Annotated in this window: 16 protein-coding genes; 3 read left to right on the top strand and 13 right to left on the bottom strand. The window is 68.2% G+C overall.

The annotated features are described in order from the left end of the window. Window positions 1-88: 88 nt before the first annotated feature. From NUG20_RS00890 to NUG20_RS00880, 3 genes are all read right to left on the bottom strand, one after another. Window positions 89-1,939, bottom strand: a complete 1,851-nt coding sequence (locus NUG20_RS00890; RefSeq protein ID WP_263396607.1) for a tetratricopeptide repeat-containing sulfotransferase family protein — start codon at window positions 1,937-1,939, stop codon at window positions 89-91. Between the two features lie 261 nt (window positions 1,940-2,200). Next, window positions 2,201-5,641 carry a hybrid sensor histidine kinase/response regulator gene (locus NUG20_RS00885; RefSeq protein ID WP_263396606.1) on the bottom strand — a complete coding sequence of 1,147 codons (3,441 nt, stop codon included), beginning with the start codon at window positions 5,639-5,641 and terminating at the stop codon, window positions 2,201-2,203. Between the two features lie 54 nt (window positions 5,642-5,695). After that, entirely contained in the window at window positions 5,696-7,102 is a 1,407-nt protein-coding gene (locus NUG20_RS00880; protein ID WP_263396605.1) for a sensor histidine kinase, read from the bottom strand. A 166-nt stretch (window positions 7,103-7,268) separates the two neighbouring features. Between NUG20_RS00880 and NUG20_RS00875 the strand changes: the two genes are divergently transcribed. Both NUG20_RS00875 and NUG20_RS00870 read left to right on the top strand, forming a co-directional pair. After that, entirely contained in the window at window positions 7,269-9,170 is a 1,902-nt protein-coding gene (locus tag NUG20_RS00875) for a GGDEF domain-containing protein (RefSeq protein ID WP_263396604.1), read from the top strand. A 158-nt stretch (window positions 9,171-9,328) separates the two neighbouring features. Then, window positions 9,329-11,755: an AAA family ATPase gene (locus NUG20_RS00870; protein ID WP_263396603.1), complete on the top strand. Its 2,427-nt coding sequence runs from the start codon at window positions 9,329-9,331 to the stop codon at window positions 11,753-11,755. Between the two features lie 123 nt (window positions 11,756-11,878). On the opposite strand, the gene NUG20_RS00865 is transcribed toward NUG20_RS00870, so the two are convergent. Both NUG20_RS00865 and NUG20_RS00860 read right to left on the bottom strand, forming a co-directional pair. Then, window positions 11,879-14,278, bottom strand: a complete 2,400-nt coding sequence (locus NUG20_RS00865; protein WP_263396602.1) for a GH36-type glycosyl hydrolase domain-containing protein — start codon at window positions 14,276-14,278, stop codon at window positions 11,879-11,881. Further along, on the bottom strand, window positions 14,275-15,654 hold the full coding sequence (locus NUG20_RS00860) for an MFS transporter (protein WP_263396601.1): 1,380 nt from the start codon (window positions 15,652-15,654) through the stop codon (window positions 14,275-14,277). The genes NUG20_RS00865 and NUG20_RS00860 overlap by 4 nt, the downstream gene beginning before the upstream one ends. A gap of 151 nt (window positions 15,655-15,805) precedes the next feature. Between NUG20_RS00860 and NUG20_RS00855 the strand changes: the two genes are divergently transcribed. Next, the gene (locus NUG20_RS00855) at window positions 15,806-16,369 is read left to right on the top strand and encodes a gluconokinase (protein WP_263396600.1); all 564 of its coding nucleotides are present in this window, start codon (window positions 15,806-15,808) and stop codon (window positions 16,367-16,369) included. A gap of 289 nt (window positions 16,370-16,658) precedes the next feature. On the opposite strand, the gene NUG20_RS00850 is transcribed toward NUG20_RS00855, so the two are convergent. From NUG20_RS00850 to NUG20_RS00815, 8 genes are all read right to left on the bottom strand, one after another. Beyond that, window positions 16,659-16,892: a DUF378 domain-containing protein gene (locus NUG20_RS00850; protein ID WP_263396599.1), complete on the bottom strand. Its 234-nt coding sequence runs from the start codon at window positions 16,890-16,892 to the stop codon at window positions 16,659-16,661. A gap of 541 nt (window positions 16,893-17,433) precedes the next feature. After that, window positions 17,434-18,060, bottom strand: a complete 627-nt coding sequence (locus tag NUG20_RS00845; RefSeq protein WP_263398584.1) for a DNA-3-methyladenine glycosylase — start codon at window positions 18,058-18,060, stop codon at window positions 17,434-17,436. Window positions 18,061-18,187: 127 nt separating this feature from the next. Then, window positions 18,188-20,299 carry a S46 family peptidase gene (locus NUG20_RS00840; RefSeq protein WP_263396598.1) on the bottom strand — a complete coding sequence of 704 codons (2,112 nt, stop codon included), beginning with the start codon at window positions 20,297-20,299 and terminating at the stop codon, window positions 18,188-18,190. Between the two features lie 188 nt (window positions 20,300-20,487). Continuing rightward, the gene (locus NUG20_RS00835; RefSeq protein ID WP_263396597.1) at window positions 20,488-20,976 is read right to left on the bottom strand and encodes a hypothetical protein; all 489 of its coding nucleotides are present in this window, start codon (window positions 20,974-20,976) and stop codon (window positions 20,488-20,490) included. Window positions 20,977-21,127: 151 nt separating this feature from the next. Continuing rightward, entirely contained in the window at window positions 21,128-21,532 is a 405-nt protein-coding gene (locus tag NUG20_RS00830; RefSeq protein WP_263396596.1) for a hypothetical protein, read from the bottom strand. Next, window positions 21,523-22,521 carry an RHS repeat domain-containing protein gene (locus NUG20_RS00825; RefSeq protein ID WP_263396595.1) on the bottom strand — a complete coding sequence of 333 codons (999 nt, stop codon included), beginning with the start codon at window positions 22,519-22,521 and terminating at the stop codon, window positions 21,523-21,525. Before NUG20_RS00825 ends, NUG20_RS00830 begins: the two co-directional genes overlap by 10 nt. A 148-nt stretch (window positions 22,522-22,669) precedes the next feature. After that, on the bottom strand, window positions 22,670-22,981 hold the full coding sequence (locus NUG20_RS00820; protein WP_263396594.1) for a hypothetical protein: 312 nt from the start codon (window positions 22,979-22,981) through the stop codon (window positions 22,670-22,672). 67 nt (window positions 22,982-23,048) lie between these two features. Beyond that, on the bottom strand, window positions 23,049-23,378 hold the full coding sequence (locus tag NUG20_RS00815) for a hypothetical protein (RefSeq protein ID WP_263396593.1): 330 nt from the start codon (window positions 23,376-23,378) through the stop codon (window positions 23,049-23,051). Between the last annotated feature and the right edge of the window lie 30 nt (window positions 23,379-23,408).

Genomic DNA, 23,408 nt, shown 5'->3' with positions numbered 1-23,408 from the left:
TGGCACAATCGCTACATCGTCCGAAGACATGCGCACGCGCACCGGCGACGGACCACGGCAGCCGCCGCAGGCAACGCATGTACGCCCATCAGTCGACGCGATAGTCCCAGCGCTGCAGATAGGGCTGCAGCAGCGGCAGCACCGGTTCGAAGAAACCGCGATACGGACGCCAGCGGTCCAGGCCCTTGCGGTTGATGCCCTCGACCACCTGCGCATAGCTGGGCGTGCTGATGAAGCCCTTGGCGCGTGCGTGGCGCTGGAAATCCAGCAGCCGCGCCGGCTGGTCGAGGTGCAGAAAGCCGCCCAGCCGCGCGACCTGCGCCTGCGGATCGGCGACCAGGTCTTCGTAGCGGATTTCCAGCGCGTGCGGCTGCAGCAGCTCGGCGTGGTAGAGCCAGCACGCCATCGCATCGGCATAACCCTGCGCCAGGCGCTGCGCGCTGGAACACAGCACGGCGAAGGCCGGCGACCGGAACGCCTGCATGTAGCAGCTCAACAGCACGTCGCAGGGGTGGCGCAGCGCCAGGATCACCTGCGCCTCGGGAAACAGCCGCCGGATCAGCGGCAGGCGCAGCAGGTTCAGCGGATTCTTGTCGACCAGGCGTTGCCCGGGCCGCAGGTCCACCACGCCGCGCACCGCTTGCCAGTAGTCGGCGCGCAACGCGGCGCAGTCGGTGTCGTCCAGTTCGCCCAGGCCGCCGGGCCAGGCCAGGCCGCGGCGTTCGCCGCGCTCGGCCAGCGCTTGCAGGAACGGCCGCTCGTCCATCGCGCACAACTGCGGATGCGCATCGAGCATCTGTTCCAGCAGGGTGGTGCCGGAACGCGGGAAACCGACCACGAAGATCGGCGACGCCTCGCGCACCGGGCCGGCCACCGGTCGCGCCGCGGCGTAGCGCGCCGGATCCCAGCGGCGCCGCGCGGCGGGCAGCGGCGGCGCGTCCGCCGCGAGCAGCTCGGGCACCAGCGAGGCGATGCCGTCGACCTGCCCGGCATGGCCCTGCGCGCATGCCGCCAGCGCCTCGTCGTGGCGCCCCAGGCGGTCGCAGACGCGGGCCATCGCGAAGAACAGGTTGCTCTGCTTGCGCGTGTCGGTGGCCGCGCCGAGCAAGCCGGTCAGCAGTCGGTACGCGGCGTCCCAGCGTCCGTCGCGCATCGCCAGTACCGCCAGCGCATTGAGCGCATCGTGGCGCGCGTCCATGTCCTCGATCCGTTCCGGCGCCGGCAGTTGCGCCGCCGCCTGGCGCGCTTCATCGAGGCGGTTGGCGCGTTCCAGCACCAGCACCAGGCGCGACCAGGCGCGCTCGGGCTGCGGCATCGCGCCGGCCGCGCACGTGCGCAGCATCTGGCATGCGCTGTCGGTATCGCCGGCCTGCGACAGCAGCCACGCCAGCTCCAGCATGATCTGCGCGTCCTGCGCGGGCCATTGCCGCCAGTCCGCGATCAGCGCCGCCACGCGTTGGACGTCGCCGCATTCGTGGCAGGCCATCGCGGCGTGCACGCGCAAGGGCGGCGACTGCGGCGCCAGCGCGTGCGCATCCAGCAGATGCCCGCGCGCCGCGCCGTAGTCGCCCTGGTCCATCGCCAGCAGGCCGAGGTTGTGGTGCAGCATCGGATCCTCCGGCGCCAGCGCGCGCGCCTGCGCATACGCCTGCCGTGCCTCGGCGAAACGCCGCGCCTCGCGCAAGGCCGTGCCCAGGTTGTTCCAGTGCGCCACGTCCTGCGGCTGGCGCTCGGCCAGCGCGCGATACAGCGCGGCCGCCTGCGCCGGCTGGCCCTGCATCTGCAAGCTCATCGCCAGCAGGCTGCTGGCCAGGGCGTCGTCGGGCGCATGTTGCAGGTAGCGGCGCGCGCCTTGCTCTAATTGCAGCGGCTGCCCGGCCTCCAGTGCCGCCAGCAATGCGGGAACCGACGGGATCGCGGCGTCTTGCGGTGAAGTCATGCGGGGGCGACGGCAGCAGGCGGAACGGGCCTGCCACGATAGCCGTGCAGGATCGCGTCGCAACGCGTGTCGTGCCGAGCGGCGACACACCGCGCACACAGTGCGGCTACGCAGCGCCGCTGCACCGCCTGCCAACGCGATCGGCAGGCCAAAGCCGGACGCGATTGCACGGACGCAATGCCGCGCAGCGCCGCCGCGGCAGGGACGATTGGTCCAGCCGCGTACGGCTGGCGCTGCACGCGGCAATCGCGCGGCGCCGGCCTAGTCGCTCTTGATCGGATCGTGGTACGCGGTCAGGAAGGCGCGCAGCGAGGCCGGCTTGACCGGCTTGGTCAGCACCCGGTAGCCGCGCTCGCGCGCCTGCAGCTTCAGTTCGTCGCGGCCGTCGGCGGTGAGCAGGGCGCCGGCGACCGGGCCGACCATCGCCTCGCGCAGCGCGTCCAGCGTGTCCAGCCCGTCCAGGCGGTCGTGCAGGTGGTAGTCGACCAGCATCACGTTGGGCGCGCGCGGCGCCAGCGCCAGCGCTTCGTCCACGGTGCTGGCGCAGATCACCTCCACCTGCCAGCGCCCGAGCAGCGCGCGCATGCCGTCGAGGATCTCCTGGTCGTTGTCCACGCACAGCACGCGCAGCCCGGCCAGCGAATCGGCCGCGGCGGCGGCGCGCTGCTGGCGTTGCTGCTTCTGCGGCACCGGCGCCACCCGCGGCAGGGTGATCGAGAACATGCTGCCGTGGCCGACCGCGCTGCGCGCATCCAGGTCGTGGCCGAGCAGGCGCGAGATGCGCTGGCAGATCGACAGGCCCAGGCCCAGGCCCTGCTCGCCCCAGTCGAACGGCTGCTGGTAGCGCTGGAATTCCTCGAAGATCTGCTGCATGTGGTGCTTGGGAATGCCCGGACCGGTATCCCACACCTGCAGTTCCAGTTCCTCGCCGCGCCCGCGCATGCCCAGCACGATGCGGCCCTGGCGGGTGTAGCGCAGCGCGTTGGCGAGGAAGTTCTGCAGCACGCGGCGCAGCAGGCGACGGTCGCTGCGCACCCAGATCGGCCGCGCGAACACGTGCATGCGCAGGCCGCGGCCGGCGGCGACCGGGATGTACTGTGCGGCCAGTTCGCGCAGCAGCACGCTGGCGTCGAAGTCCTCGATGGTCGGGCGCAGGCCGCCGGCGTCCAGCCGCGACACGTCGAGCAGCCCGTCGAGCAGTTCCTCGGCCGCGCGCAGCGAGGCGTCCACGCGCTCGGCCAGGTGGCGCTGTTCCTCGTTCTGGTGCGCTTCGCGCAGCGCCGAAGCGAACAGCCGCGCCGCGTTGAGCGGTTGCAGCACGTCGTGGCTGATCGCGGCCAGGAAGCGGGTCTTGGACTGCTGCGCCAGCTCGGCTTCGCGCGAACGCGCGGCCACGCGCTGCTCCAGCGTCTCGTTGGCTTCCAGCAGCGCCTGCTCGGCGCGCTTGTAGTCGGTGATGTCGTTGTAGCTGGTCACGTAGCCGCCACCGGGCAGCGGCTGGCCGCGCATCTCGATCACCTTGCCGTCGCTGCGGGTGCGCTCGAACACGTGCGAGGTGCCGGCGCGCAGGTGCGCGATGCGGCGGCTGATCTGCTCCTCGATCCGGCCCTCGCCCAGTTCGCCGCGCTCGGCGTTGTAGCGGATCAGGTCGGCGACCGGGCGGCCGACGTAGAGCATGCCGTCGGGATAGCCGAACATCTGTTGGTAGCGCCGGTTCCACGCGGTCAGGCGCATCGCCGGATCGACCACGCTGACCCCGGCGCTGATGTTCTCCAGCGTGGTCGACAGGATCTCGCGGTTGAAGCGCAGTTCCTGCCCGGCCTCGTCGAGCACCGCCACCACCTCGCCCAGGTCCATGCCCGAACCGCGCAGCAGGCTGGTCAGCACCAGCCGCGCCGAGGCCGCGCCGATCGAGGCGGCGAGCAGGCGTTCGGTGAACTGCACCCAGACGCGGTCGGCCACCGCATTGGGCTGCGGCTCGCGGCCGAGCAGCTGCGCCTGTTCGGCGAAGGCGCGGCGCGCATGGCGCTCGCCGACCATGCGCTCGGCCAGGGCCTGCAGGTCGACCAGGTGCACCAGCCCGAGCCAGTCGCCGGCCACCGCCGGCCGCTGCGAATACGGCTCCAGGAACGGCGCCGCGCGCAGCCGCTCGTCCAGCCCGGGCCGCCAGCGCGCCGATACCAGCATCATCGTGCCGACGTTGAGCAGCAGCGACCAGAACGTGCCGTGCGCCAACGGGTCCCAACCGCTCATGCCGAACAGCTGCTGCGGGCGCAGCCAGGAGATGCCGAACGGCCCGTCGTGCAGCCACTGCGGCGCCAGCCAGCCGGCCTGGGTCAGCGCCGGCAGCAGCAAGGTGTAGATCCACACGACGAAGCCCAGCACCATGCCGGTCTCCACGCCCTTGCGGCTGGCCCCGCGCCAGTACAGCCCGCCGATCACCCCCGGCGCGAACTGCGCCACCGCGGCGAAGGCCATCAGCCCGTACGAGGCCAGGGTGCTGTCGTTGCTGCTGCTGCGGTAGTAGCCGTAGGCGATCAGCGCCAGCAGCAGGATCGCCAGACGCCGGATCCACAGCACCCGCGAGGCGACGTCGGAACCGCCAGCGGCTTGGTGCCCGCGGCGGCGCAGCAGCACCGGCATCACCAGGTCGTTGCTGATCATCGTCGCCAGCGCGATGCTGGAGACGATGACCATGCCGGTGGCGGCGGAGAAGCCACCGACGTAGGCGACCAGCGCCAGCGCGGTGCGGCCCTGGGCCAGCGGCAGCGCCAGCACGATGCTGTCGTCGGCCACGTCGCCGCCGCCGAACAGGGCGACGCCGGCCGCGGCGATCGGCACCACCATCGCCGAGATGATCACCAGGTACAGCCCGAACAGCCAGCGCGCCTTGCGGATGTCGCCGATGTCGCTGCATTCCACCACCGCCACGTGGAACTGCCGCGGCAGGCACACGATGGCCAGGAAGCTGAGCAGGGTCTGCGAGATGAAGCCGACCGGCGGGGTGTTCTGGAACAGCGTGCGCGCCGACTGCAGCACCTGGCCCTCGCGGCCGCTGAGCCACACGTAGGCGAACACGCCGACCGCGACCATCGCCAGCAGCTTGACCACCGATTCCAGCGCGATCGCCAGCATCATGCCGTGGTGGTGTTCGGTGGCATCCACCTGGCGGGTGCCGAACAGCGTGGCGAACAGCGCCATCAGCAACGCCACGTACAGCGCCGGATCGGCATAGAACGGCGCCCCGGCGCTGGACTGGCCGCTGAGCACCTGCAGGCTCATCGCCACCGCCTTGTACTGCAGCGCCAGGTACGGCACCACGCCGATCAGCGCGATCACCGCCACCAGCGCCGCCAGTCGCCGCGAGCGGCCGTAGCGCGAGGAGATGAAGTCGGCGATGGAGACGGTGTTCTCGCTGCGCGCGATCAGCGCCAGTCGCTCGATGATGCGCCAGCCGAACAGCAGCAGCAGCAGCGGGCCGAGATAGATGGGCAGATAACCGGCGCCGTTGCGCACCGCGCTGCCGACCGCGCCGTAGAACGTCCACGACGAGCAGTACACCGCCAGCGCCAGGCTGTAGACCGCCGGGCGCAGCCAGGGCCGCTCCGGGTACAACGGGCGCCGGTCGCCCCACCACGCCACCGCGAACAGCAGCGCCGCGTAGCCGACCGACACCAGCAGCAGGATCCAGCTAGAGACCAAGGGCGAGGCCTCCGCGGCGATCGCTGCAGTCTAGGGCGTGCCCGCCGCTGCCGTTCACGTGGCCGCCGCGGCGCCTGCGTGCAGCGGCAGCCGCAGGCGGAACACGCTGCCCCGCCCGGGCGCGCTCTCGACCAGCAGCGCGCCGCCGGCGGCGGCGATCAGGTTGGCGCTGACCGCCAGCCCCAGCCCGGTGCCCTGGCCGCTGGGCTTGGTGGTGAAGAACGGCTCCAGGCAGCGCGTGCGCACGTCCTCGCTCATGCCGTGGCCGTTGTCGCGGGCGACGATCTCCAGCATCGCGCCGGGCTGCGGCGCCAGCGCCAGTTCGAACTGCCCGCCCTCGGGCATCGCCTGCTGCGCGTTGGCGGCGAGATTGAGCACGATCAGTTCCAGCTGCGCGCGGTCGAAGCGCACCGGGCATGGTGCTTCGTGCAGCTGCAGGCGCACCTGCACGTCCGGGCCGAACAGCTGGTCGAGCATCGGGCGCATCCCGGCGATGGTCTCGGCCGGTTCGAACACTTCCAGTCGGGTGGCTTCCTGGCGGCTGAAATCCAGCAGCTTGCGGGTCACCGCGGCCGCGCGCCGCGCCGCCGCGTCGGCGCCCTGCAAGGCGGCCTTGAGCTGCTCCGGATCGTCGCTGCGCCGCCCGCGCGCGGCATAGCCCATGATCAGGCTCAGCAGGTGATTGAAATCGTGCGCCACGCCGCTGGCCAGGCGGCCGACGCTCTCCATCTTCTGCGCGTGCACCAGCTGATCGCGCGAGCGCTCCTTTTCCTGCATCTCCAGCTGCAGCCGGTCGCGCGAGCGGGCCAACTCGTTGCCGCGCTTGCGCGCCAGCGCCAGGCTCTCGCGCAGGGCCGCCACCGACTGGTCCAGCACCAGGGCGACGATCACGAAGCCGACCAGGCTGCCGAGGGCGACTTCCAGTATTCGCGGCCACATCGCCGGCAGGAAGAACAGGCGCGCCGCATCGCGCCACGCGCCCAGCGCGACCACCAGCGCCAGCCACGCCACTGCGCCCCACAGCGCGCGCCGGCTCAGCAGCAGCCCGCCGACCAGCACCGGCAGCAGCTGCCCGAGCTGGCTGCGCAGCTGTGCCTCCAGCCCCCAGCGCGCATAGCCCACGGTCAACAGCGCCATGCTCACCACCACGAACAACCGCGCCGCCCACAGGAACGCGCCACGCCGCAGCAACGCGAAGCACACTCCCATCGCCAACGCGTTGAGCCCCGCCAACCACACCGCGACCGGATCGATGGCCGTGCCGGCCCGCCACCATGCCACCGGCATCGCCGCCAGCTGATACAGGCCCACGAACACCAGAACCAATTGCAGCAACGCCGCATTGCGCCGATCGACGCGATCGGCCAGCGGGATCGCGCGCCACCAGCGCCGCAAGCACGCCAGCGGCCCCGCGGCGTCGGGCCGATCGCTGGAGCGCTGGGGGGTGGGCAGGTCGGGCATGCGCGGGGCCTGTGGAAGGAGTGCGCCGCCGACAGGCGGGCGCGGACTGCGGCTATATTAGCCACCTCCGTCTTCCCGCTGGATGCGACACGGCACCGGACCTGCAGGTTGCCGCGCATGCTGCACGGGCCGATGCCACCGCTCGACGCGCCTGGATTGCAAAACGATGACGCTTCACTTCCTCACCGGCCCAGGCCGGGCCGTGTTCGTGGTCGCAGGCCTGCTGGCGGGCCAGGCACTGGCGCAGACCGTTCCCGGCAACGATCCGTACGAGCCACTGCTGCGCCGCTGCCACGCCAGCATCTCGCAGCAGCCCAGCGCCTCGCTGGACATCGCCAGGGACCTGCTGGCCAAGCCTGGCCTGCCGGTGCCGACCCAGGTGCGGGCGACCGCGTGCCTGGCCACCGCCCAGCAGGTGCTGGGCAACAGCACGCAGGCGGCGGCGACGACCGAACGCCTGCTCGCATTGCTGCAGACGCCGGGACTGCCGCCGATCGTCCATGCAGGCGGCCGCCTGCAGGCGGCGGCGCTGCTGCAGCAGAACGGCCAGCTGACGCGTGCGATGGAGCTGCTGGAGCAGATCCAGGCCGATGCGCAGCGCACCGGCGACACCAACGCGCAGATCGGCGCGCTGGCCGGAATCGCGCTGATGCGCGGCGACGCACTGGACGATTCGGAAGGCGCGCTGCGCTACTTCCGCCAGGCCATCGTCCTGACCGAACAGGTGCAACGGCCGCCGACGCCGGGCGACATGATGCTGTACTACAACTACGGCTACGCGCTGCTGATGCTCAAGCGCTATGACGAGGCCGATGCCGCCTTCGATCGTGCCACCGGGGTGGCGGCCAAGTTGGGCAACCAGGACGTGTTCCTGTATCGCATCGCCAGCCATCGCGGCGAGATCCAGCGCGCCGGCGGGCATACCGAGCGCGCCGAGCCGATCCTGCAGAAGACATTTCAGTGGCAGCAGACGAACGGCGACCCGCAAGGCGCCACCGTCACGCTGCAACGCCTGGCGCGGCTGCGCCTGGACCAGGGCCGGGCCGCGGACGCGCTGGCCTATGCGGAGCAGGCGCAAGCGCTGTCCGAGCGCAGCCGCTTCACGGCGGAGATCCGCAACGGGCTGGACCTGATCAGCGAGATCCACGCCGCACTGGGCCATGCCGACGCCGCGGCGCACTACGCGCAACAGGCGCGCGCGATGGATCGCGACAAGGCCCGCGCCGAAACCCTCGCCTCGCTGGCCAAGCTGCAGGCCGACGCGGCGCGCACGCTGCCGCCGGCCGCCGCGGCGGGCAAGGCGCGCGCCGACAGCGCCGGCCGCATCGCGATCGGCCTGGCGCTGGTGCTGCTGCTCGGCGCCACGCTGGTGATCGTGTACCGCCGCCGCCAGCGCCGGGCCGCCGACCGGAGCCTGCTCGATCCGCTGACCGGGCTGCTGAACCGGCCGGAAGCCGAACGCAGGATGCAGGCGCTGTTCGCCACGCCGACGCACGACAAGCGCGACGACAGCCGCTGCGCGCTGCTGCTGGTCGACGTGGACGGCTTCAAGGCCTTGAACGCGCGCTACGGCCATGCCGCCGGCGACCGCGCGCTGCTGGCGCTGGCCGACTGCCTGCGCGCGAGCTGCGACGCTGGCGACCTGATCGCACGCTGGGGCAGCGAGGAGTTCCTGGTGGTGCGCGCGGACACCTCCGCGGCCGCCGCGTTCGCGCTGGCCGCGCACCTGCGCGGAGCGGTCGAACGCCTGCGCGTGGAGGCCGGCCAGGGCGAACTGCTGCCGTTGACGGTGTCGGTCGGCGCCGCGCCGTTCCCGCTGTTCCGCCGGCCCGATGCGCGCCTGCAGGACACCGTAGCACTGGCCGAATGCGCGGTGCAGGCGGCCGGGCACGCCGGCGGCAACGCCTGGGCCGGACTGTGGGGCACGCCGGGCGACGTGGCGGTCACGCCGCAGCAGGTGCTGGAGGATCCGTTGCAGGCGCGCGCGCAGGGCTGGGTGCTGCTCGATGGCAGCGATCCGCTGCTGTGGACGCGCGCGTTCGCCGCACCGGCCTCGCGGCGCGCGTGAGCGCGTCCGGACGTGGTGCGGCGCCGTGGATCGCGGGCGCCGTCCCCTCACCCCAACCCCTCTCCCGATGGGAGAGGGGCTATGCGCCGGGTGCCGGCAGTGCCGCGCGTGCGGCAGGCTAAGATCCGTGCCGTGAACGCCCACGCCCGCCCACGCTGATGTCGTCCGTCCCGATCGCGTCGCGGGCGAGCTATCTGCAGCAGCAACGGCTGCGGCTGCAGACCCAGCTGGATCAGGCGCAGGTGCGCCAGGCCGCGGCCGAGACCGAGGTGGAGCGGCACCTGCCGGCGGTGGAACAGGCCGTGGCCGCGATCCGCCGCGACTTCGTCGCGCAAGCGGCGCAGGCGGCGACCGCGGTGCTGCGCCGTGCGCGCCGCCGCGCGTGGTGGCCGGCGCTGCTGCTGCGCCCGCTGCTGCCGGACTGGCGCTGGCGGCTGGCGCTGCTGGTGTTCCTGCTGCTGGCGCTGCCGTGGATGAGCGCGCACTGGTTCGGCGACGCGCACGGCTACCTGGACTGGTGGCGCCTGCTCGGCGTGCAACACGGCACCCTGCACTTGGTGCAGCGCGCGCTGCCGTCGCTGCTGCTGTATGCGCTGCTGGTGATCGGCGGCGCGCACCTGCTGGCCCGGCACGTCAGCCACGACGAACGCGCGCTGCTGGCCGGTTTCGCGCGGCGGCCGCTGGCACTGGTGCAGTTCGCCGACGACGACCGCCACGACCCGGCCCATCCGTACCGCGTCACCCGCGCGCCCTGGCCGCTACGCGAACTGCAGGGCCGCTTGCGGATCGCCGCGGCGCACGGCGACCTGTCCGGCGCGCGCATGCTGGCGCTGCACGACGGCGCCGAACCGGAGCCGCGCGTGCAGGCGCTGCTGGTGCTGCCCGACGACGCCCATGACGCCGCGCTGATCCCGATCGCCGCCGAGTTCGAGGCAAGCGAACAGGCGCAACTACGCGAGCTGGCGCTGGCGGTGGCGGCCAACGCGGCGGCCGAGGCGCAGCCGATCGCCGAACTGCACCGCCACGTGGAGGCCTGGATGGAGGCGCGCAGCCAACAGCGCGTGTTGCAGCAGCGGCTGCAGAGCATGGATGCCATCCACCGCCACTGGGCCGACGTGGCCCTGCCCGACAGCACCCTGGACCAGATCCTGAAGCTGGTGGACCTGTTCGTGTCCGGGCGCACGCCGGCACCGAAGGGCATGCTGCTGCACGGGCCGCCGGGCACCGGCAAGACCCTGATCGCGCGCAAGCTGGCGCGCCATGCCGGCTGCCATTTCGAGGCGCTGGGCGTGGCCGACCTGAAGGCCGCGCACGTCGGCCACACCGGGCCCAAGGTGCAGGCGATCTGGCAGCGCTGCCGTGCCAAGGCGCCGGCGATCCTGTTCATCGACGAATGCGAGAGCGTGTTCGCGCGCCGTGGCGGCGTGGACAGCGACAGCTTCGGCGCCGAACTGGTACAGACCTTCCTGGCCGAATGGGACGGTTTCCACGAAGCGCGCGGCCAGGTGCTGGTGATCGGCGCCACCAATCGGCCCGACCTGCTCGACGACGCGGTGATGTCGCGCTTCACCGCCAGCATCGGCATCGGCCTGCCCGACGCGGCGGCGCGCGCGCGCATCCTCGGCGGCGAACTGGAGCGCGCCGGCTTCGCGCTGGCGCTGGACCCGCGCGTGGTCGCCGACAGCAGCGGCCTGTCCGGGCGCGACCTGCACACCTTGGTGGCGCGGGTGGCGGCCGAGTGCCTGGACGGCGAACTCGACAGCGACGCGCTGCTGGCGCAACTGCGCCTGCTGCGCGGCAAGGGCTCGACCCGCGTGGCGCCGCTGGACTGGAACGACATCGTGCTGCCGGCGCCGGTGATCGAGGAATTCGTCGGCCTGGGCAAGGAACTGCGCAACGCCGAGACGCTGGCCACGCTGGGCGTGCCGGTGCCGCGCGGGATCCTGATGTACGGCCCGCCCGGCACCGGCAAGACCCAGCTCGCGCGGATCCTGGCCAGCCAGTCGGGCCTGGCGTTCATCGCGCTGACCGGCGCCGACCTCAAGGCCGCCTACCTGGGCCAGTCGGGCCAGCGCGTGCAGGCCGCGTTCGAACGCGCCCGCGCGCAGGCGCCGTGCATCGTGTTCGTCGACGAGATCGACATCGTCGCCCCGGCGCGCGGCGCCGATGGCGACGACGCGCTGACCCGCGAGATCGTCGGCCAACTGCTGCAGGAGCTGGACGGCGTGGCCAGCCAGGCCGGGCAGGTGTTCCTGCTGGCCGCCAGCAACCATGCCGCCGCGATCGACCCGGCCTTGCTGTCGCGGCTGGACCGGCAGATCGAGATCGGCCTGCCCGACCGCGCCGCGCGCTGCGCGATCGTCGCGCGCCTGCTGCATGGCAAGCCGCTGGCGTTCGACGCCGCAGAGGCCGCCGACTGGCTGGCCGAACGCAGCGCAGGCCGTTCCGGTCGCGACCTGCAGACCTGGATCAGCCGCGCCCTGCGCCGCGCCGCGCGCCGCGCCCTGCTGGAAAGCGACGACGCGGCGAACACCAGGCTGCAATGGGACGACCTGATCGAAACCGCGGATGCGGTGCGCGCGTAGCAGGGACTACTCTCGCGGCTGAAGCCGCTCCTACAGTGCACCCGGCCGGCCGCATGCGCGCTCCTGTAGGAGCGGCTTCAGCCGCGACAGACACCATCCGCAGCCCGATCGCTCGAGCCGCCCTCACCCCTCCGGCAACACCACCTCGACCCGATAGCGGCGCCCCGGCTCGATGCCCTCGATCCGCGGCAGCTCCAACGCCTGCCCATCGACGCTGACCCGCTGCGCAACGCATCCGGCAACCCGCTGCATGCGCACCTCGAACGACGCGCCGCGGAAACGGCGCTGCACGGTGGCCTGCGTCCAGTGCGACGGCAATTGCGGCCGCACGCCCAGCGCCTCGCCTTCGCCCTTCAGCCCGAACAATCCTTCGATCAGACAGCGGTACAACCACGCTGCGGTGCCGGTATTGAACAGCTGACTAGAACGGCCGGCGGTGCGCGGCAGTTCGCGCCAGGCGCCGCGGTAGTAGTTGGGCACGAACACCGGCAGCTGGCCGCGCTGCAGGTAGTCGGCCAGGTCCGGCCCGGGGATCATCGCGCGCAGCACGCGCCAGGCGCGATCCGCATCGCCGATCGCGTACAGCGCATGCAGGTAGAACGCCGCGGCGTGGTTGTAGACCGAACCGTTCTCCGCCGAACCGGGATGCTTCTGGGTCAGCCGGCCCACGTCCTCGCGCATCGCGGTGTAGGGCGGCGCCAGCATCGTCGGCCCGTAGGGCGTGTCCAGTTGCGCATCGACCGCCTGCAGCAGGCGCGCGCGCCGGTCAGCGTCGGCGGTGCCGGCGAGCAGCGCCCAGCTCTGCGGATTGAGGTAGATGCGGCCCTCCGCGTCGTCCTTGATGCCGAAGCGCACGCCGTCGTCGGTGATGCCGCGCGCGTACCAGTCGCCGTCCCACAGCTCGCGGTTGACCGCGGCGTTGACCGCGTCCGCGCCGGCGCGGCACGCGGCCGCCTGCGCCGCGCGACCATGCCGGTCGCAGATGTCCGCCCACAACTGCAGCGCGTAGGCGGTAGCCACCGACAGCCAGCCGGACACGCCACGGCCGCGGTAGCCGACCATGTTCATCGGGTCGCACCAGTCGCCTTGCGCGATGTAGCTCAGCCCGCGCGCATCGCGCGCCCCGAGCAGCCAGCGCATCGCCGCGTCCAGCCGCTCGGCGACGCTGATGCTGCGTCCGTCGGCACCGGTCACGGCCTCCTCCAGCAGCGCCGCATCGCCGGTCTCGTCCAGGTAGGCCGACAGGAACACCGGCAGCCACACGCAATGGTCGGTGTGCGGCACCTGGTTGATGTACTTCAGTTCCGCGCCTTCGATCAGCAGGATGCCGTCCGGCATCGCGCCGCTGGCTTCCTGCTGCGACAGCGCATGCAGCAACGCCGCGCGCGCGGTCCGCGGGCGCAGGAAACTCATGCCCATGTGGTCCTGCAGGAAATTTCGGGTCTGCGGATCGGTGGTCAGGCGGTTGACGTCGCCGTGGTAGAACACCTGCCGCGGCAGCCAGTGGTTGACCAGGTTGTCCAGGCACGGATCGGGCGTGGCGATGTGCAGGCAGCCGGCGGCTTCATCCAGATAGGCGCTGTACGCGTCCGCGGCAGCGGCGAAACCGGCGGCGGACAGATAGCGCTGGCGCAACGCGCCGATCTCCGCATCGTCGCGTGCCGGGCCGAACAGGAAGCGCAGCGTGCGTTCCTGCTGCGGCTCCAGCGTCAGGCAGTACTGCAAGGCCGCGGTCGGCATCTCGTAGCGCGCATCGGTTCCGCCAAGCCGCGGCTGCAGCACCGCCGTCGGCGCATGCAGGCCGCCCTCGCCTTCGAACGCCGATTGCCGCGCGTCCCAGGCATCGGGCGGCTGCTCGTGGAGCAGGAACGTGCAGTCCTTGAAGTCCCTATTGCGGAAATAGTCCTCGACCTTCTGGTACGGGGTGACGCTGCGGCAGACGATGCCGCCCAGGTCGGCGCGGTACTCGCCGCTCTGGTGCATCCACGACATGTAGCCGACCGGGAAATACGCATACAGCGCGATCCGGCGCGCGCGCCCGTCCAGGTTGCGTACCTGGCACTGCCACAGCTCGACGGTGTCGTCGACCGGTACCTGCAGGCGCAGCTCCACCTCGATGTCGGCGTAGCGCGCGCACCAGACGATGTCGCGCTTGCCGACCGAGAAGCGGAACGCCTGTGGCGGCGCCCGCACCGGCTCGTACGGCACCGAGTACACCGCGCCGCTGTCTTCGTCCTTGAGGTAGAAGAAACGGCCGGGATGGTGCGCGTAGTACGGCTGCTCCGGCTGCATGAAGGTCCGCGCCTCCAGGTTCGGCGCATGCGCGTACTTGGCCGGCTCCGGCTGCATGAACTGCGCGGTGGCGTAGCCGCGGCAGGTGGCCTGGATCATCATCCGCCGGTTCCACAGGAAGCCGCCGGCATTGGGCAGTGCGATCGGGCTGTACAGCGTGTAGCGCTCGCCGTCGGCGCTGGGCGCCAGCAGGTCGGTCGCCTCGCCGGATACGTCGTTGCCGGTACTCATGCATTCGCCTCTTCTGCGGCGCGCTTGCGCGCGGCCAGTTCCTGCTGGATGCGCAACAGCTTGGCATCGTCGAGCGGATAGAAATGCATCGTCCACGCCGCCAACAGCGCGACCGCGCCGGGAATGACGGTCAGCAGCAGCACGATGCCCAGCTGCGAAGCGCCGCTCTGCGCCTGGTTGGCCACGTAGCCCATCGCCGCGAGCATCCACGCGATACAGGCCGAGGCCAGCGCGCCGCCGAGCTTCTGCGAGAACGTCGCCGCCGAGAACGTCATCGCCGTGGCGCGGCGTCCGGTCTTCCATTCGGTGTAGTCGGCGGTGTCGGCGTACATCGAGAACGCCAGCGGCGATTTCGGGCCCAACGCCAGGCCGATCAGCAGATTGATGCCGAACAAGGCCCAGATCGCATCGCGCGGGATGAAGAACATCGCGCAGCTGAGCACGCCCACCAGCACCATCAATCCCATCATCAGCCGGCGCTTGTCGCACAGCCGGGTCAACAGCGGCGTGGCCGCCGCGCCCACCGCCAGCGCCACCGAATAGCTGCCCAGGAACCACCCGGTCAGCTCCGGGCGTCCGATGTAGTACTTGAAGTAGTACACGCCGGCGCCGGCGCGCATGACGATGGTGATCATGATCACCAGCGCCAGCACGAACAGCACCCGCCACGGCGGATTGCGCAACAGGTCGGCGATGTCCTGCAGCACCGGCGTGCGCGGCTGCGGCAACGGCTGCACGCGCTCGCGCGTGGTCGCGAACACGATCGCGAACAGCGCCGCCGCGGCGATGCCGTAGACCAGCATCGTGCGCTGCCAGCCCTGCGCGTCGTCGCCGTTGCCGAACCAGCGCACCATGTCCAGCGTGGCGTAGTTGACCAGCGTGGTGCCGGCGAAGGCGGCGATGAAACGGAAGCTGATCAGCGTGGTGCGCTGCTGGCTGTCGGCGGTGATCACCCCCGACAGCGCCGAATACGGAATGCTGATCACCGTGTACATCAGCATCATCAGCCCGAAGGTGACGTAGGCCCAGACCAGCCGCCCGCCCTGGCCCAGATCCGGCGTGGTATAGGCCAGCACGCCGCTGGCGGCCATCGGCAGCGCCGCGAACAACAGGTACGGCCGGAACTTGCCCCAGCGCGAGCGCGTGCGGTCGGCGATCGCGCCCATCAGCGGATCGGTGACCGCGTCGACCACCTTGGTCAGCAGGATCATCGTGCCCACCGCGGCCGCCGGCAGACCCATGGTGTCGGTATAGAAGATCAGCAGGAACGCGGAAATGTTGGCCCAGTAGAAATTGAAACCCATGTCGCCGACGCCGTAACCGACCTTCTCGGTCCAGCGCAGCGGTGCATCGGCGCGTTGCGGCGGTGTCGGCATCGGCGGTCCTGTACGGGTGGGCATGCGATGATGGAAGGGCGCAAGGCACGTTGCGCCGATCGTGGCGTGCCGACGCTACACCACGCTGCGCGCGCCGCCAACGCCGGCGCACGCATCATGCCAAACCCCCAGCAAGGTATAACCGCTCGTGATGGACGCGACATCCCAGAATTTCTTGCCGCAGCGCAGCGAAGCCATCGTGGTGATGGGCATTTCCGGCAGCGGCAAGACCAGCGTCGCACAGGCGCTGGCCGCGCACTACGGCCATGCGTTCCTGGACGCGGACGATGTCCACAGCGTCGAGGCCAAGGCGCAGATGGCCCGCGGCGTCCCGCTCACCGACGCGCAGCGCGTGCCCTGGGTGGCGGCGCTGGCACTACGCCTGCGCCAGTCGATCGACGCCGGCCGCAGCGTGGTGCTGGCCTTTTCCGGGCTGCGCCGCGCGCATCGGCAGCAGCTGCGCGACAGCGGCGTACCAATGCGGTTCGTGTTCCTGCACGCCGCCGCGCACGTGATCGCCGCGCGCCTGGCGCTGCGCAGCGGCCACTTCATGCCGCCCGGCCTGCTGCAGAGCCAGATCGACACGCTGGAGCTGCCGCTGGAGGAGCCGGACGTGATCTCGGTAGATGTCGACGCACCGTTCGACGCGGTGGTGGCGGATGCGATCGCGCAGCTGGATGCGGCACCCAACGCCGCGTTTGGAAGGGCGCGCTGACGAAGGCGCGCCGGCGAAGCCGGGAGATTCCGTCACGCACCACGATGTCTGCGTAATGGTTCTAGCGTCCATGGCGACAATCCATGGACGCACGCTCCTTCTGAAGGCCCGCCGCCAGAGAGCCCGTTGTGATCCTGCTTTCCAGCCTCGCGCTTCTCAGCGCTTGCCGCCAACGGCACGATGATGGCGCAGGATCGGCCGGAGCAGGCGCTGCCAGCAACTGGAAGCGTTGCGTGGTCTCTGCCCTGCGGCGCCGGCGCGAGCGTCGGCACCGGCGCCGCGCCGCTCGTCAGTGGTGGTGGGCGTGCTGGCCATGACGGACCGGGGTGTGCTGATTGGTGAACAGCGGCACCAGTTGCCACAGCGCCGAGATGCCGACCAGGGTGTACACGATCCGCGACAGCGTTGCGTTCTGTCCGCCGAACAGCGCGGCGACCAGGTCGAACTGGAACAGGCCGACCAGGCCCCAGTTCAGGCCGCCGACGATCAGCAGCACGAGGGTGAGGACATTGAGCACTTTCATGGTGGCATCTCGCGACGTGGGAGGAGCCTGCATCCTCCGTTGCGCCGCATTGCGCCCACGCGAATGCGATGTATGCGGCGCCTGAAATAGGTGCTCATTCCCTGTGCACCTTGCTGACTATGCGCGCTTGGCGTGGCTGCGTCAGCCGGGTCCGCTTGGCATGATGAAGTGGCGGTCAATGTCTTCCCGGGTGACCAGACGCGGTCATGGTGTCGCCAATCCTGTCGAGCGTGCATCGGTCTTCCATGCGATTTTTCCGATTGCGGTGACTCCGCCGCGCCGTTTGTCGCGGCTGAAGCCGCTCCTACAAGCGCCTTGCAGCCGACCTCGCCGGGTGCGCTGTGGGAGGGACTTCAGCCCCGACGCCTTCCGGTTACGGCAACCTCGTCGCTTCGCTCGTCGCGCTGAAGCCGCTCCTACCAGAGGGCTCGCAGCCGACTCGTCGGGTGCACTGTGGGAGGGACTTCAGTCCCGACGCCTTGATCCCAGCCATTCCGCCGTAGCGCGCCTTGCATGCATCGACGCGCCGGCTATCAACCTGTCAGCTCACGCGAGCACCCTTGCGTTTCGTACCCGGCGACGCAGGCCCCGACACGTTAGGATCGCCCGGCACATACCAGCGCCACATCGCCTCCGTGGCCTTAGTGATGCCGATGCGCGGCGTGGCCACCGGGTCGGCCGGCGGCGGTGTGCCGTCCTCGCCCAGCCACAGGCGCGAACTGGTCCGGGTCAGGTCCAACCCGTTGTCCGCACCCGAGGCACCGAGCGCCTTGGCCAGCCGGCCGGGGCCGCGGGTGAGATCGGCGAGGCGCGCCGCGCCGCGCGCCAGCTGCATCGCCTCGATCCCCGCGACCGGCGCCAGCGCACGGATCAGCACCGCGTGCCCGGGTGCGCCGCCGCACACCGCATTGAGCGCCCAGTGCATGCCGTAGATGAAATAGACATACAGATGGCCGGGCGGACCGAACATCACCTGCGTGCGCGGAGTCATGCCGCGGAACGAATGCGCCGCCGGATCCTCGGCACCGCAGTAGGCTTCCACCTCGACGATACGTCCGCAACGACCATCGGCGGCGACCAGCAGCTTGTTCAGCAGCTCCGGCGCGACCAGGCGAGAGTCGCGCGCGTAGAACGCGCGAGGCAACGGCGTCGGAGATATCGGCAGCATCGTCACAGCCTAGGATCGCCTGCGCGAAGGCAGCGTCGCCTCGCGCAGGCCGCAGCACGCGCGCATCCGCCACGCGACCGATCGGGCAGCAGATGCAGCACGCCGGCGCCCGCGAGTGGGACGCAGCTCACTCCGGCGGCAAGTGCAGTTCCTGCAGCAGCTGCGGCGCCGGATACACCTTGGCCAGCAGCCAGCGCAGGTAGCGCATGTCCACGTGGATCGCCCGCTTGTAGCGCGGGTCGTACCACCAGCTGGCGCTGACCGCCTCCCAATTGCTGTCGAAGTTCAATCCGATCAGCTCGCCGCGCGCATTGAGCACCGGCGAGCCGGAATTGCCGCCGGTCGTGTCCAGGTTGGTCAGGAAGTTCACCGGCTGGGTCTTCAGCTGCGCATCGGCGGTACTGCCGAAATCGCCCTTGGCGATCGCGGCGAGCAACGGCTTGGGCGCATCGAACGGCACCTGCCCGGTGTTCTTCTCGACGATGCCGGCCACCGTGGTCACCGGTGCGAAACTCACCGCATCGCGCGGCGCCAGCGGCTCGACCCGGCCATAGCTGATGCGCAGGGTGCTGTTGGCATCCGGATACACCGCCCGCCCCTGCTGCTTGCGCCAGGCGAACAGCGCGCGCATGTAGGCCGGACGCAGGCGCAACTGCTCGCCATCGCGGGCCTTGCGCTCGTCCTCCAGGCGCTTTTGCGCCGGCACCAGCGCCGCGGCCAGGGTCATCAGCGGATCGGCCGCCACCGGCTTGCCTTCGCGCGCGGCGGCGAAGCGCGACAAACGCTCGGCCTCCGCGCCCAGCTTTGTACCGGCGTACGCGGCGTCCAGCGCCCGCTGCAGCTGCGCCGGCGTGCGCCCGAACACCGCATCGAATTCAGGCACGCGCTGCGCATCGGGCAACTGCTGGTAGCGGCCCAGCAACGCGCTCAGCAAGGCTTTCTCCACCGCCGGCGAATAGCGCCGCTGCACCTGTTTCAGCTTGCCCTCGATCAACCCGTGGTCGCGCTGCTGGTAACCGCTCTCGCGCTGCGCATCGGGCGCGGTCGACTCCAGCCGCAACCGCTCCAGCGTCAGCGCCGAAGACAACAACTGGGTTTGCGTGCCCAGCAGGGACAGCAGCAGATCGCGCTCGCGCAGTGCCGATGCCTGGCCCAGCAGCGACTGCAAGGCCGCGATGTCGCGCGCGTCTTCGCCATGCGTGGCGGCGAGCATGCCGCGCTCGTCCTCGCCGCGCAGCCGCACCGCATCGCTGCGCTGCATGCCTTCCAGCTCGCCGGCCGCGCGCTTGCGATTGTTCTTCAGCGACTGCAGCTGCGACGCATAGCGCGTGCGCGCCTCGGTGTCGGCCTTGCCCGCCGCCTCGATGACCGCGATCATCTGGTCGAACACTGCCACCCGCTGCGGCAGCGCCGCGTTCACCTGCTCGTCGAACTCCGCCGCCGTGCGATGCCGGTAGGTGATGCCCGGATAGCCGGCCAGCATCGCGTAGTCCCCGGCCTTCGGCCCCTGCGTGGCGATCTGCAGATGCGCCGGCGGCTGGTACGGCACGTTGTCGGCACTGTAGTCGGCCGGCTTGCCATCCTTGCCGACGTAGGCGCGCAGCAGGGTGAAGTCGCCGGTGTGGCGCGGCCACATGAAGTTGTCGATCTCGTCGCCGTAGTTGCCGATCGCCCGCGGCGGCGCATACACCAGGCGCACATCGCGCAGCTCCAGCTGCCGGATCCGGTAGAAATCGGTTCCGTAGTACATGTTGGCGACGCTGCAGCGCACCCCGCCCTCGCGCTCGCAATCGGCCACGATGCGCTTGCTCGCCGCATCCACCGCATCGAAATACGCACGCCCGGTCTTGCCCTTGGCCGGCCCCAGCACGGCGTCGGTGACCTTGTCGAAGCCCACCGTCACCAGCACCCGGAAATCCGGATTGGCCGCACGCTCGTCGCCGCGCTCCTTGGCGATGAACCCGTTGTCGATCAAGTTCTCCTTGGCCGACGTGTTGTACTGGATCACCCCGTAGGCGACGTGGTGATTGGTGAGCAACAGCCCGTCGCCGGACACGAACGCGCCGGTGCCGCCCCCGACCTTCACCACCGCGCTCAACGGCGGCTGGGTCACCGCCGCCAGGTCGCGTGGATCGCCGCGGAATCCGGCCTCGCGCAGCGGCTTGGTCAGCTCCGGCAACTGCGACGGCATCCACATGCCTTCGTCGGCTTGGGCGGTGGCGGTGAGGGCGAGGCTCATGGCGAGCGAGGCGGCGAGAGTGCTGGGTGCGGGCATGCGGTCGATTCGCTACAGGTCGGATCGGAACCTTAGCCGGCCACTGCGCATGTCGCAATCTGCAAGACCTGGGCAGCGAATCGTGCCGCACCAGCACCGGACCTGGAGCAGAGCTGGTCCAGCACTGTAGCCCGCCCACGTACCACGTCAGCTCACCAACTCGGGTACCTGCCCGGCCGATTCCGCGGTGGCGCGGGCCTTGGCCCATGCCGCCTCGGCTGCGACAAGGGTGTCGAAATGCTTGAACGACATATCGCCGTTGTAGCTTCGGGGACCCTTGCGGATCGCCAGGACGGCAGCATCGCGGCCAGACGCGGGGTGGTCAGGTTGCGTGCGTTGCCGAGCTGCAGGCGCTCGATCCGCGCATCGCCACGTTGTCCATGCCAGAGCAGATCGGCATCGGCGATGTCGCGCGTGAGAGTATCCAGCAGGGTATCCACCAGCGCTTGACGCAGCGCCGCGTCGGCCAAAGTGTCGCTCGGCACTTCGCCGTCATCGATGTCGGCCGGCACGATCTGCCGGAACACCTCATCGGTATCGCCCAACAGCCACTGCGGCGCGCCATCCGCGTCGACCACCAGCGGCCGTCGCGCGGCCACCGGCGCGGCGGCCAGCACTTCGGCCGGAGGCAGCAGCCGCATGCCCTGCTCTACGGAATTAAAAAATAAATTAATATGCAATATATATTAGTTGGCAGAAAGAGCAGGCTGCTGTTGCTCTCCCAGCCCATTTTACATATTAACCATAATTAAATTACAGCCTGACGTGACCTTAATAGATGCCGCAATCGAATTAACGGCACGAATCCAGCTTATGAAACTTAGCAAAATCTAACCGGTTCGATATTTTTATAGAAGGGGGGACAAAATACGCGGCTTGACGAGTGAATACAATGTTCGCGCTGTATCTACTGTCATTAAAGAGCTCTTTCTGTCCTGATACTGCAGCTCCAAAGGAAACTATATAGCAACGCCCATTGCTCAACTTAATCACCTCAAATCCTTGAAGATCGCGGTCAAAATGAAACTTATCCTCATCAACCTCTACATGCGCCATATTTGGAACTGGGATAACACCACTATTTGAAATTATTCTTACATCATCCCCTGTAAAATTATATAGAACAATTTCTACCTGCAGAGGGCATCCGGCAAGCAGAAACAAAATAATGCAAAGGAACGTGTTTTTTAAGGCCATGGTGTGGGCTCCTTATTGTGAGGTCCTACCTCAAGATAGTTGCTAGGGCCATGCCAGTTGCCTTCGTATATTGATGCAGAAATTCCAAGCGCTATATTCATTGGCAGATATGAAATACCTAAAAGTTCGGCCTGCCTTGTATGTTGCATCTCTTCATAACCCAATGACATTGAAGAAATTCTTTGCCTATCTTCAGGCGTTGACCCCAACGTATATTGAATATTATTTCCAAACGTTATTGCACCTGCATTTCCAAAAACCGGGGAGAGGTTGTGATATTGAACGGCGTTATTTCCAAAGTCAACGTACGGCTTATTCCCCTTCATCCACGCCTCATAAAGACGCATTTGCCCTATTGCTATTCCAAGAGCGGTTGTGCTGCTGGCATTTAACTTACGCACTGGCTCTAATTGCGCCTTGATGAGCTCTCCAAAAAAAGATCCCACTGTAACCTTCGATTGTTTTCCGCGCCCGCCTCCAGGGTATGCGCCGCCGCTATATTCTGATACTGCTGAATATGATGTAGCTTCACCATTATTCCGCCCTCCTGGCCCATATAGGATTGAATTATCAGGCGCCCTGCCGTCTGGGTCTATAAATCCGTATGGATTATTATTAACATACAAATAGCGGTTAAAATAGGCTCCGTCATTAGTATTGGTTGCAACTGGATCCGCACTCAAGAATCGGCCGATAACAGGATCATAATATCGTTGTTGCATATATGTAAGCCCAGTCGCTGCGTCCATGACATGCCCCGTATAACCAGGCATGTCCGTCATCGCATGATTCAACAAGCTTCCGTATGGCTCGTATTCACTACGCTCAATAATGTTTCTGTTTTTGTCCGTCGTCAATACCACCGAGCCAAGTCCGTCTGTATGGATGTACCTAATCGTTTGCGCCGCGGCACTAGATACGACAAAGAATGAAAGCGCCGCTGCAGCGGTTGCGCGCAGCAGTGATTTAAGCCCCTTAATTATTAACATTCCTCATCCTTGCGAACTGATCGCATTGATCTTTTCTTTTTTATAAGCCATATTCAAGCTACCTGTTGGCGACAAAACTAAAATTATCGACTTCTACACAACCATGGGGCAACGCCAGAGTGAACTACCGCCACGCTTGATACATGGATTACCTCAAGTAGACCTCAAAGATCTCGCAACCGTTGCCCTGCACGTCTGTTTTTCGCTTGTTGACCAATGCCGTCATCAAAATTGCGAGCAATGCCTTCCCGCCCGGCTGGGTCTCGTTGAAGTGCATGACCGGATTTCCCGGATTAGCCGCTTTGCATTCCCCGGTTGTAGCCGTAAACCACACGAAGTGGTCCGTATTGACTTGATATGAGCCGATCCGGGTCACTTCAACATTACGCATCAACTCATTAGCGCCCGCCTGGCTGCTCAACAGCCAAAGCAGCGCTAATCCTATCCAGTTTTTTTTCATTTTCTTCCGCCCTTGATAATAGGCGCCGGCTTCAACTTCAGGACATCGGCGCTTCCGTATCGAATGCTCACTTCTTAAGACGTATAGCGAGGACCTTGGTACGCCCACCGAATATACAAACTCCAGAGTCGAGGATGACTTCGACTTCGGCATTAGAGGTATATGCTGTCAACACCATCGCCACGAGCTCTTTGTATGCAGGATGGTCTTTATCTATCGCGAATTCATCACGTGGCGCCCAGCATCCTTCCGGTCCAATGCTGGAGTCACGGATGACCAAGCCTTCACCATACCAACCATTTTCTACGTATATGATCTTGCCTGGCCATACTAGCTGCTGCGCCGCTCGACCCGTATGGCAAAAGCCCACCCCGGCGACTGCGAGCAGCAATGCCATTATTTTTGCCGACATTCCAGACCCCCTGTT

The organism is Xanthomonas sp. CFBP 8443, from assembly GCF_025666195.1.
Classification (GTDB): domain Bacteria; phylum Pseudomonadota; class Gammaproteobacteria; order Xanthomonadales; family Xanthomonadaceae; genus Xanthomonas_A.
This window is presented reverse-complemented; position numbering and strand designations above follow the sequence as displayed.

Excerpts from the sequence above, each read along its gene's own strand:
- NUG20_RS00890 (WP_263396607.1), bottom strand. The coding sequence starts at position 1,939 with ATGACTTCACCGCAAGACGCCGCGATCCCGTCGGTTCCCGCATTGCTG.
- NUG20_RS00880 (WP_263396605.1), bottom strand. The coding sequence starts at position 7,102 with ATGCCCGACCTGCCCACCCCCCAGCGCTCCAGCGATCGGCCCGACGCC.
- NUG20_RS00875 (WP_263396604.1), top strand. The coding sequence starts at position 7,269 with ATGACGCTTCACTTCCTCACCGGCCCAGGCCGGGCCGTGTTCGTGGTC.
- NUG20_RS00870 (WP_263396603.1), top strand. The coding sequence starts at position 9,329 with ATGTCGTCCGTCCCGATCGCGTCGCGGGCGAGCTATCTGCAGCAGCAA.
- NUG20_RS00865 (WP_263396602.1), bottom strand. The coding sequence starts at position 14,278 with ATGAGTACCGGCAACGACGTATCCGGCGAGGCGACCGACCTGCTGGCG.
- NUG20_RS00860 (WP_263396601.1), bottom strand. The coding sequence starts at position 15,654 with ATGCCGACACCGCCGCAACGCGCCGATGCACCGCTGCGCTGGACCGAG.
- NUG20_RS00855 (WP_263396600.1), top strand. The coding sequence starts at position 15,806 with ATGGACGCGACATCCCAGAATTTCTTGCCGCAGCGCAGCGAAGCCATC.
- NUG20_RS00850 (WP_263396599.1), bottom strand. The coding sequence starts at position 16,892 with ATGAAAGTGCTCAATGTCCTCACCCTCGTGCTGCTGATCGTCGGCGGC.
- NUG20_RS00845 (WP_263398584.1), bottom strand. The coding sequence starts at position 18,060 with ATGCTGCCGATATCTCCGACGCCGTTGCCTCGCGCGTTCTACGCGCGC.
- NUG20_RS00840 (WP_263396598.1), bottom strand. The coding sequence starts at position 20,299 with ATGAGCCTCGCCCTCACCGCCACCGCCCAAGCCGACGAAGGCATGTGG.
- NUG20_RS00835 (WP_263396597.1), bottom strand. The coding sequence starts at position 20,976 with ATGCGGCTGCTGCCTCCGGCCGAAGTGCTGGCCGCCGCGCCGGTGGCC.
- NUG20_RS00830 (WP_263396596.1), bottom strand. The coding sequence starts at position 21,532 with ATGGCCTTAAAAAACACGTTCCTTTGCATTATTTTGTTTCTGCTTGCC.
- NUG20_RS00825 (WP_263396595.1), bottom strand. The coding sequence starts at position 22,521 with ATGTTAATAATTAAGGGGCTTAAATCACTGCTGCGCGCAACCGCTGCA.
- NUG20_RS00820 (WP_263396594.1), bottom strand. The coding sequence starts at position 22,981 with ATGAAAAAAAACTGGATAGGATTAGCGCTGCTTTGGCTGTTGAGCAGC.
- NUG20_RS00815 (WP_263396593.1), bottom strand. The coding sequence starts at position 23,378 with ATGGCATTGCTGCTCGCAGTCGCCGGGGTGGGCTTTTGCCATACGGGT.